The sequence below is a fragment of the Mycobacterium sp. E2462 genome, from assembly GCF_001672685.1.
GTDB lineage: Bacteria > Actinomycetota > Actinomycetes > Mycobacteriales > Mycobacteriaceae > Mycobacterium.
Genome location: NZ_LZKC01000370.1, coordinates 1 through 9,366 on the forward strand (window position 1 = coordinate 1; position 9,366 = coordinate 9,366).

Here is a 9,366-nt window from a genome sequence, read left to right on the forward strand (position 1 = left end):
GACGATCAGCCGGGAGGCGCAGTGACGACGCGGATCGGCATCATCACCTTCCCCGGCACGCTCGACGACGTGGACGCGGCTCGGGCGGCGCGGCGGGTGGGCGCCGAGGCGGTCAACCTGTGGCACGCCGACGCCGACCTGCGCGGCGTGGACGCCGTGGTGGTGCCCGGCGGCTTCTCCTACGGCGACTACCTGCGCGCCGGCGCCATCGCCCGATTCGCCCCGGTGATGGGCGAGGTGGTGGCCGCCGCGCGGCGCGGGATGCCGGTGCTGGGCATCTGCAACGGGTTTCAGGTGCTGTGCGAGGCGGGGTTGTTACCCGGCGCCCTGACCCGCAACGTCGGCCTGCACTTCCTGTGCCGCGACATGTGGCTGCGGGTGGCGTCCACGTCGACAGCGTGGACGTCGCGGTTCGAGGACGGCGCGGACCTGTTGGTGCCGTTGAAGTCCGGTGAGGGGCGCTACGTGGCCCCGGCGGACGTGCTCGACGAGCTCGAGGGCGAGGGCCGAGTGGTGTTCCGCTACCACGAGAACCCGAACGGATCGCTGAACGACATCGCCGGCATCAGCTCGGCCAACGGCCGCGTCGTCGGGCTGATGCCGCATCCGGAGCACGCGATCGAGGCGCTGACCGGCCCGTCGGACGACGGCCTGGGCCTGTTCTACTCTGTCCTCGACTCGGTGCTCGCGGTCTGACCGGAAACGCCTGCGGCGGCGCATAATTCGGCGAACGATTTGCTGATCGCGTCGGTCGCCTCGTGCGGGTCGCGAAAGGTCTGGTCGTCGGTGAGGACCGCCACCCCGAGCCGGTCGACGTAGCTCCACACGGTGATGTTGACCGGGGCGCCCGGCGACAGCACCCCCGTGGAGTAGATCTCGGTGACCGCGGCGCCGCCGAAGTGACCGCGCTCCCGCGGCCCGACGACGCTGGACACCGCGACGTTCATCAGCTTGTTCGGCGCATCCCGCACGCCCAGCCACCGGAACGCGGCCGGCGCGATCGCCGTCGGCAGGTAGGCCATTAGCCGCCCGTAGAGTTCGGGACCCAGGATTTCGTGGTCCTCCTTGGCGATCGCGGTGGCCAGGGCGACCAGCCGGGCCCGCTCGGCCGGGTCGGGCACGTGCACCGGCAGCGAGATGGACAGCCCGGAGATCTCGTTGCCGCTGATCCGGTCGGACTTGTCCGTGGCCGTCGGCACCGAGGCGATGATCGGCCGGTCGGCGGCCCCGTCGTAGGCCAGCAGCAGCTCGCGCAGCGCGCCGGCGACCGTCGCCAGCACCAGGTCGGTCATCGTAATGCCGAGGGCCTTGGCCGCGGCCTTGGCCTGCGGCAGCGGCAAGGGGGTGGTGGCGAAACGGCGCCGTGGCGACACCACGTGGTTCAGAAACGTCGGCGGGGCGGCGAACGCGTCGGCGAGGTCGGGGTGCTCGCCGCGCTCCTTGGACCGGCGGTGCACCCGCACCATCCCCACGGTGGTGTCGCGCAGCAGCCCCGGCAGCCGGGCCAGTTGGCGGGCGTGGTCGCGGGCGGCCGCGCGCAACAGGTCGGCCGTCGACGTCGTGACGCCCGCCTCGTCGTTGTCGCGTTCGTCGGTGGCGCCGTCCTTGAGGTCCATGGCGCGGGCCAGCAGGTTCACCGACGCGACACCGTCCGCGAGCGCGTGGTGGATCTTTCCGATCAGCGCGAACCGCCCGCCGGACAGGCCCTCGGCGAAGTGGAACTCCCACAGCGGGCGGCCGCGGTCCAGCGGGGTCGACGCCACCTCCCCGATGACGCGGTCCAATTCGCGGCGGCCCCCCGGCGCCGGGATCCGCACCCGCCGCAGGTGGTAGTCCAAATCGACCTCGGCGTCCTCTTGCCACATCGGGTGGTGCAGGTGCCAGGGAATGTCAATCAGCTTGTAGCGCAACGGTTCCAACAGGTGCAGGCGGCGACGGACGTGATGGCGGAACGCGTCGAAGCCGAAGTCGCCGGGGCCGTCGGTGGGGTCGATGACCGCGACCTTGAGGGTGTGCGTGTGCAGGTTGGGCGTCTCGCTGTAGAGCAGCATCGCGTCCATGCCGTTGAGTCGTCTCACGCGCCACGTCCCCGCCCGAGTCAACCCAGGATGGGCAGCCGGCGCTCGCCGGCCAACCGGTGCAGCGCGGCCGCCATGACGCCCCGCACGTGGGCGTCCACCTCGTCGATGTCGGGGTGCTGGCCGAAGCGGGCGGTCACGTCGATCGGCTCGAGCACCTCGGTCACGATCTTGGCCGGCAGCGGCAGGTTGGGCGGGAAGATGACGCTCAGGCCGAAGGGAACGCCGACGCTGACCGGCAGGATGTCCATGCGTGCCTTGGTCAGGCCCAGCTTGCGGGCCAGCCAGTTCCCCCGGGTCAAAAACAGTTGCGTCTCCTGGGCGCCGATCGAGACGGCCGGCACGATGGGCACGCCCGCTTCGATCGCCGTCCTGACGTAGCCGGTGCGGCCGTTGAAGTCGATGGTGTTCGCGCGGAAGGTGGGCCGGTAGGAGTCGTAGTCGCCGCCGGGAAAGACCAGCACGACGGCTCCGGAATGCAGTGCTGCAGCGGCGTTTTCCCGGCTCGCCTCGATGACGCCGACCCGCCGCAACCACCCGTTGAGCGGTCCGATGAACAGCCCGTAGTGGCCGAGCGTATACACCGGCCGGTCGTAACCGAAGGCCCGGTAGAACGCGGGGGAGAACACCAGCACGTCCGGCGTCAGCATGCCGCCCGAGTGGTTGGACACCACCAGCGCGCCGCCCGTCGCGGGGACGTTGCGGATGTTGCGGACCTCGGCGCGGTGCCAGCGGCGCACCGCCGGCCCGACGGTCTCGACGATCCGTTGGGTGAAGGCCGGATCCCACTTGGCGGTCTCGTGGTTCGTCGCCGCCTCAGCACCGTTGCCCGTCATGGTTCCCCGCTGTCGTGTTCCTGGCGCAGTGGTTGCCGGTGTGACGCCGGTCTCAAACATCCGCCCGACGGCATATCTTACTCTTCTATTAGGAGAACGCCATATCCGCGTTGGACCGGACGCGCAACACGGGGTCGGGACCGAAAGGGTGCCCGTCACACGGGGATTGGGAGGCGCGACCCGGTGGTGAGTCAGCCGGCGTCGCGCAGCAGCGGCTGGTCGACCCGCGGGGCCTCCTCGGCCGGGCCGGCCTCGCCGAAGAGTTCGGTCGCATCGGCGACGGCGCGGTCCACAAGGCCGGCGAAGTCGTCGAAGGACACGCCCTTGCGGATCCACTGCGACCGGCGGGCCATCACGCCGATGCGCTGCGGGTCGCACGAGCCGTGCACGATCGCCGTCACCTGGCGCTCTTGCCGGTTCCACCTGTCGCACAGGTAGGTCAGCCAGGGCCGGTCGGCAGCGGGGAAGTAGCGGCCGGGGGTGACGCGGATGATCAGCACGTCGTCGTGGGCCGGTGAGATTTCGAGGTGGACGTGCAACGACCCGGGGTGGGTGCGCAGCACGAAGAAATAGTCACCGTCGTGGTGACCGCGGAAATAACGTCGCCCGCGGGTGCGCAGGTAACGTTCGACGAGGTTGGCGCACAGGGGTTCGGTCATGACACCAATGGTGCGGCCGTCGACTTTGGAAACGCTTTGAGTCGGGCCATGGGTCAGCCAAGAATCAGTTGAGAATCAGCTGAGCGCGACACCGACCGGCGTGCGCGCCGGACGGGCACGCGCCGCCGTCGACGGCCGCGGATTATCCTGGCGACGAAGGGGATTCGTTCACGGTTGCGTGGGCGCACCGGTCAGGAGGGTCAGCGGTGGCAATCACGGTGGAGCGGTTCGACCACATCGTCATCAACTGCGCGGACGTCGAAACCACCGCGGCGTGGTACGAGCGGGTGCTGGGCATGCGGCGGGAAACGTTCGGCCCCTCGAAGCGGACCGCCCTGCGTTTCGGCCAGCAGAAGATCAACCTGCGCCCGATCGGCGCGCTGGCCGACGACCCCGCCTGGTTCACGGGGGCCGTCGAGGCGGCCGGCTCGGAAGACCTGTGTTTCATCACCACCAGCAGCCCGGACGACGTGCGGGGGCACCTGATCGAGTGCGGCGTGCGGATCGTGTCGGGTCCGGTGACCAAGAGCGGTGCCCTGGGCGACATGACGTCGCACTACTGCCGCGATCCCGACGGTAACCTCGTCGAGATCGCCGTCTACTGAGCGCCCTCGAGCGGATACAGTTCGGGCAAGTTGACCACGATGGCCTCCTGGGTGCTGCGCGCGATCACCACCTCGGCGGGCGTGCTCGGGTCCGGGTTCTCCTCGCGGTGCGGCAGGAACGGCGGGATGAACACGTAGTCCCCGGGCGCGGCGCAAATGCGGACCTCCGCCACGCCGTCGTGAAACACGAAGTGCGGGTTGCCGCTTCGCACGTAGATTGCGGTCTCGGAGTCACCGTGGTGATGGTTGGCCGAGGCGGACCGCGGCGACGCGTGCGTCTCGCCCATCCAGAGCTTCGCCGCGCCGACCGATTGACCGGAGAGCGCCGCGAAGCGCCGCAAGCCCTCCGACTGCGCGGTGTCGGCGCTGATCTCCGACGCCCTGACGTGGCGCACCCGCGTGCGCCCCACCTGCGTCGTGGAGTCGTCGAAGTCGGGGTGGAATCCGTCCGCGGTGGCCATCGCTCAATTATGCGCGGACGCGTCGCGGTAGGCCTCGAGCAGTCTGAGCCACAGTTCGCTGATGGTCGGGAAGCACGGCACGGCGTGCCACAGCCGGTCGACGGGGACCTGGCCGGCGACGGCGATGGTGGCCGAGTGCAGCAATTCGGCGACGCCCGGGCCGACCAGTGTGACGCCGAGCGGGCAACCGCTGTCGAGGTCGACGACCATCCGTGCGCGGCCCGTGTAGCCGTCGGCGTAGAGCTTGGCCCCCGTGACGACGTCACCGATCTCCACGTCGACCACGCGGATGCGGTGACCGGATCGCTCGGCCTGCTCGGCCGTCAGTCCGACGGATGCGGCTTCGGGGTCGGTGAAGAAGGCCTGCGGCACCGCGTGGTGATCGGCGGTGGTGGCGTGCGCACCCCACGGGCGGGTGTCCAGCGGTTCGCCCTTCGCGCGGGCGCCGATGGCCGATCCGGCGATGCGGCCCTGGTATTTGCCCTGATGGGTGAGCAGCGCCCGATGGTTGACGTCCCCCGCGGCGTACAGCCAGCCGTCCTCGACGGCACGCACGCGGCACGCGTCGTCGACGTCGAGCCAGCTGCCCGGCTCCAGCCCGATGGTCTGTAACCCGATGTCGTCGGTCAGGGGAGCGCGGCCGGTGGCGAACAGGATCTCGTCGACCACCAGTCGGCTGCCGTCACTGAGCTCCACCACCACCTCGCCGCCGTCGGTTCGGTGCAATGCACCGACCGAGACGCCGACGCGCACGTCGACACCGGCGTCGGCGAGGCCGCGGTGGATCATCTCTCCGACGAACGGCTCCAGTCGCGGCAACAACCCCGAGCCACGCGACAGCAGAGTCACCTCGGCGCCCAGACCGCGCCACGCCGTGGCCATTTCGACCCCGACGCCGCCGGCACCGACGACGGCGAGCCGGCGCGGAACGGCACTGCTGTCCGTCGCGCGCCGGTTGGTCCACGGGTGCGCCTCCTTAATGCCGGGCACGTCGGGAAGCGCCGCCCGGCTGCCTGTGCAGATCACGACCGCGTGGCGGGCCGCCAAGGTCAGCCGCGCGCCGCCGGGCGCCTCGACGGCGACCCGTCGCGGGCCGGTCAACCGGCCGTGGCCCCGGACGAGGGTCGCGCCGATGTTCTCGAGCCAGTCGGCCTGGCCGGTGTCGTCCCAATCGGTGACGTAACGATCCCGCCGGCCGAAGACCCCGGCCGCATCGAGGTGACCGCTCACGGCCTCGCGGGCGCCGTCGACGCGGCGCGTGTCCGCGAGCGCGATGACGGGGCGCAGCAACGCTTTGCTGGGCACGCACGCCCAGTAGGAGCATTCGCCGCCGACGAGCTCCCGCTCCACGACGGCCACGCGCAGGCCCGCGGCGCGCGCGCGTTCGGCCGCGTTCTGCCCAATGGGTCCGGCGCCGAGGATCACGACGTCGTACTCGTCATCAATGTCTGCTGGCATGTCTGCTGGCATCGCCACGTTCCTGTCGGTGATTACGGGGTCACTGCGTTCGCGCGTCGACGAGACGGTGCGCCAATTCGCGGATGTCGCCGACTACCAGGGTCGGTTGCGCCAGCCCGTCGACCAACAGCGGCGGATTGCCCGGCCGGGTGATCAGGGCCGAGCTGTAACCGACGTGCTGGGCGCCGAGCACGTCCCACACGTGCGCCGCCACCATCATGCAGTCGCCCGGCGCGACGCCGAGTGTGTCGCAGACGTAGCGGTACACCACCGGGGCGGGCTTAAAGGCGCGGCATGCGTCGACGCTCAGCTGGTGCTCGAAGAATTCACCCAGGCCGGAATGTTGCAGGGCCGTCGGCCCGTCGGGGTTGGGCGGCGAATTGGTGAGCGTTATCAGTCGCAAACCGTTGTCGCGCAGCAGTGTAAGCCCACCTGCGACATCGGGGTGCGCGGGCATCGTGAGCAGACCGGCCTTCAGCCGGCGCTGGTCGTCATCGCCGAGGCTCACCGAGTGGGCGGCGCCCACCATGCGTAGCACGCCTTGGGCGAGGGTGGCGAAATCCACGTAGTTCTGTGTAAACGTCGCGGTCATCGAGTACATGACCAGCTGGGCGAACCACTCGCACAGCACGCGTTCGTCGCCGAACCATTCGCCGAAAAGTGGTGCCAGCGAGCCGATGTCGAGCAGCGTCTCGTTGACGTCGAACACCAGGATGGACGGGGCGGCCATGTCAGGGACGAACCTCCTTCGGCTCCGGCACGTCCGGCCGGAGATACCCCGCCAGGCACAGGGCAATCAGCGCCATCCCGGCAGCAGGCCAGCGCAGGGCGACGACCGCCGCGGCCGCGAAGATCCCGACCGTGAGGAAGGACCGCATCCGCAGCAGCCGGCGCATGCGCTGCGTCACGTCGTCGTGGGCCGGGCGATCCACGACCTCCTGGCACAGCGCGAGGTAGGTGATGTTGACGAGCACGAACACCGACGCGTACAGGGCCACCGGCGCGGCGGCCAGCCTGCTGTCGGCGATCCACTCGGTCGTGAACGGAATCAGCGACACCGAGAACAGGTGCGCGAAATTGGACCACACGAGCCGCGGCGTGGCCTGCTGTGCGTAGCCGAACAGGTGGTGATGGTTCACCCACACGATCGCGATGAACAGGTAGCTGACGACATAGCTGACGCCCGTGGGCCATTCGGGCAACAGGGCGCTGAAGGTGAACGTCTTCGGCGGCTTGAGCTCCAGCACCAGGATCGTGATGAGGACAGCGAAGACGCCGTCGGAGAAGGCGCCCAACCGGTCCGGGCTGGCCCTGCGTACCGCCGTGCCCACCTCCCCGGCGCGTTCACGTCTGGGCGTCACTGCACCACGACGACCATCTTGCCGTCGGCCTCTCCGGCCTCCATGACCCGGTGGGCCTCGTGGATCTGGTCGAAGGAGAAGACGCGGGACGGCGTCGCGTCGATACGGCCCTGCGCGACCTGGGCGGCGATGTCTTGCAGGGGCACGTCCGAGAGCGGGAAGCCCGGGGTGCCGAAGACGAAGCTGCCAAAGAAGTTCCAATTCACCCCGCTGGGCATGCGCAGCAGCGGGTTGAACCCGTCGATCGGCTGCAGGCCGCCCAGCCAGCCCGCCAAGCAGGCCGTGCCGCCGCGACGCAGCATGTCCAGGGAGTCGAGAATGGTGGAGTTGCCGACGAGGTCCAGGACCGCGTCGACCTGTTTGGTCTCGGCGAGGTGCGCGGCCAGGTCGCGCCGCTCCAGCTCCACCCGGACGGCGCCCAGCGCCTCGAGCGCCGCGAAGCGGTCGCGACTGCGCGCGGTGGCGATGACGCGTGCGCCCGCCGCTACCGCCATCTTCAGCGCGGCCCGGCCGAACGACGATGTCGCGCCGCGCAATACGAGCGTCTGCCCGGATTTCAGATCGAGGTTGCGGAACAGGCAGGTCCAGGCGACGGCGTAGGTCTCGGGCAGCGCCGCGAGCTGCGCCCACCCGAGATCGGAGTCGATGCGGGCGACGTTCGCCGCGCGGACGCGGGTGTACTGCGCGTAGCTGCCGTTGATGGTGCGTCGCAGACCACCCATCAGGGCCGCGACCTTGGCGCCCTCGGGAAACTCGCCTCCCGGGCACGAGTCGACGACGCCGACGCATTCGATGCCGCTGACCTCCGCGGCCTCGGCCCACTCACCCCTGCGCATGTGTAGCTCGGCGTGGTTGAGGCCGAACGCCCGCACCTCGATGACCACTTCGCCAACCCTGGGCAACGGCTTGGGGATCTCGGTGTACACCAAGCGGTCAAGGCCGCCGAACCCGGTCAACACGATCGCGCGCATCGTTGGGCCGCCGGGCTTTTCGCGTACCACCGCGGGCGCGGTCGGCAGCCGGGGGGAATCGGTGACGGACACGGCGCTCCCACTTCCTGGGCGGATCGGCGTTCTGGGCCAGGCAACCCATTATTGGTCTCGGGGGCTCGGATGTCCAGCCCGCCGCCGTCAGGAGCGGGCGCGCCGCGGGCGGGGTCGCCCGGTCAGGGGGCGCGTCGGCGGCGCGAAGGACCGCACGTACTCGACGCCGGCGGTGACGGCCGCGCGCAACGGTTCGGCATCCCCGGTGACGTAGGTGAGCATGGCGCCGCCCTGGTGGGCGATCACCAGCGACACGGCCAGATGCCGAGGGTCCGCCTCCGGACGCAGGTCACCGCGGTCCCGCATGGCGGTCAGGCCGGTGCGCAGGAGCTCGATCCACTGGTCGTAGCCGGCGGACAGGTCGCGATGGATGTCGTCGTCGCCTTCAATCAGCTCGCCGGCCAACGAGCCGTACACGCAGCCGCCGACGCGGTACACGGTGTCGATGTCGGCCACGCACGCGTCCGCCCACGCCTGGAGGGCGTCGAAGTCGTCGAGCCCGCCGAGTCGCGGCTGCGTGTGGAAGGCCCGCAAGTCGTGGTGGCGGGCGCCTATCACGTGACGGGTCAGCTCCCGTTTGTCGCGGAAGTAGTGCGCGATCTGCGACCCGCCCACCCCCGCCGCGCGCCGCACCTGATCGATGCTGGTGTTGGCGACGCCCCGCTCGAAGATCAAGCGCGCCGCGGCGTCGACGATGCGGCGGCGCGTCGCCAGCCCCTTCACGGTGAGGGACGAGGGGTGGGTTGTGTCGTCTTCGGGCACGGACGCTCAGCCGGCGGCGGCGGGCGGGCGCCGCCCGCGGGGCCGGCGCGGGGGGGGGGGGACCCGCGCCGGGCGATCGGCGGCGCAAAAGGGCAGATATCCG

11 protein-coding genes are annotated in these 9,366 nt (G+C 70.4%); 2 read left to right on the forward strand and 9 right to left on the reverse strand.

The genetic code is table 11. The features are described 5' to 3' along the window. Positions 1–21 precede the first annotated feature (21 nt). Entirely contained in the window at positions 22–696 is a 675-nt protein-coding gene (purQ, locus tag A5714_RS19490) for a phosphoribosylformylglycinamidine synthase subunit PurQ (protein ID WP_068071685.1), read from the forward strand. Here the strand turns inward: purQ and A5714_RS19495 are convergent. The 3 genes from A5714_RS19495 to A5714_RS19505 form a co-directional block, all read right to left on the reverse strand. Then, positions 663–2,078 (reverse strand): wax ester/triacylglycerol synthase family O-acyltransferase, encoded by a 1,416-nt coding sequence (locus tag A5714_RS19495; protein WP_197513803.1) that lies wholly within the window; start codon positions 2,076–2,078, stop codon positions 663–665. The two genes, purQ and A5714_RS19495, sit on opposite strands and share 34 nt — an antisense overlap. A gap of 20 nt (positions 2,079–2,098) precedes the next feature. Then, positions 2,099–2,914 (reverse strand): lysophospholipid acyltransferase family protein, encoded by an 816-nt coding sequence (locus A5714_RS19500; protein ID WP_068287959.1) that lies wholly within the window; start codon positions 2,912–2,914, stop codon positions 2,099–2,101. A gap of 191 nt (positions 2,915–3,105) precedes the next feature. Continuing rightward, positions 3,106–3,573 (reverse strand): YbjN domain-containing protein, encoded by a 468-nt coding sequence (locus A5714_RS19505; protein ID WP_068071680.1) that lies wholly within the window; start codon positions 3,571–3,573, stop codon positions 3,106–3,108. Between the two features lie 206 nt (positions 3,574–3,779). Between A5714_RS19505 and A5714_RS19510 the strand changes: the two genes are divergently transcribed. Then, the gene (locus A5714_RS19510; RefSeq protein ID WP_068287964.1) at positions 3,780–4,178 is read left to right on the forward strand and encodes a VOC family protein; all 399 of its coding nucleotides are present in this window, start codon (positions 3,780–3,782) and stop codon (positions 4,176–4,178) included. On the opposite strand, the gene A5714_RS19515 is transcribed toward A5714_RS19510, so the two are convergent. From A5714_RS19515 to A5714_RS19540, 6 genes are all read right to left on the reverse strand, one after another. Further along, positions 4,172–4,639 (reverse strand): cupin domain-containing protein, encoded by a 468-nt coding sequence (locus A5714_RS19515; RefSeq protein ID WP_068287966.1) that lies wholly within the window; start codon positions 4,637–4,639, stop codon positions 4,172–4,174. The genes A5714_RS19510 and A5714_RS19515 overlap by 7 nt on opposite strands. A gap of 3 nt (positions 4,640–4,642) precedes the next feature. Continuing rightward, on the reverse strand, positions 4,643–6,097 hold the full coding sequence (locus A5714_RS19520) for an NAD(P)/FAD-dependent oxidoreductase (RefSeq protein WP_068287968.1): 1,455 nt from the start codon (positions 6,095–6,097) through the stop codon (positions 4,643–4,645). Positions 6,098–6,137: 40 nt separating this feature from the next. Further along, positions 6,138–6,827 (reverse strand): haloacid dehalogenase type II, encoded by a 690-nt coding sequence (locus A5714_RS19525; RefSeq protein WP_068287970.1) that lies wholly within the window; start codon positions 6,825–6,827, stop codon positions 6,138–6,140. A 1-nt stretch (position 6,828) separates the two neighbouring features. Further along, on the reverse strand, positions 6,829–7,392 hold the full coding sequence (locus tag A5714_RS19530) for a TMEM175 family protein (RefSeq protein ID WP_068287975.1): 564 nt from the start codon (positions 7,390–7,392) through the stop codon (positions 6,829–6,831). Positions 7,393–7,454: 62 nt separating this feature from the next. After that, positions 7,455–8,501, reverse strand: coding sequence for a zinc-binding dehydrogenase (locus A5714_RS19535; RefSeq protein WP_068287973.1), 1,047 nt, complete (start codon positions 8,499–8,501; stop codon positions 7,455–7,457). A gap of 87 nt (positions 8,502–8,588) precedes the next feature. Further along, on the reverse strand, positions 8,589–9,263 hold the full coding sequence (locus tag A5714_RS19540) for a TetR/AcrR family transcriptional regulator (RefSeq protein ID WP_068071671.1): 675 nt from the start codon (positions 9,261–9,263) through the stop codon (positions 8,589–8,591). Positions 9,264–9,366: the final 103 nt, after the last annotated feature.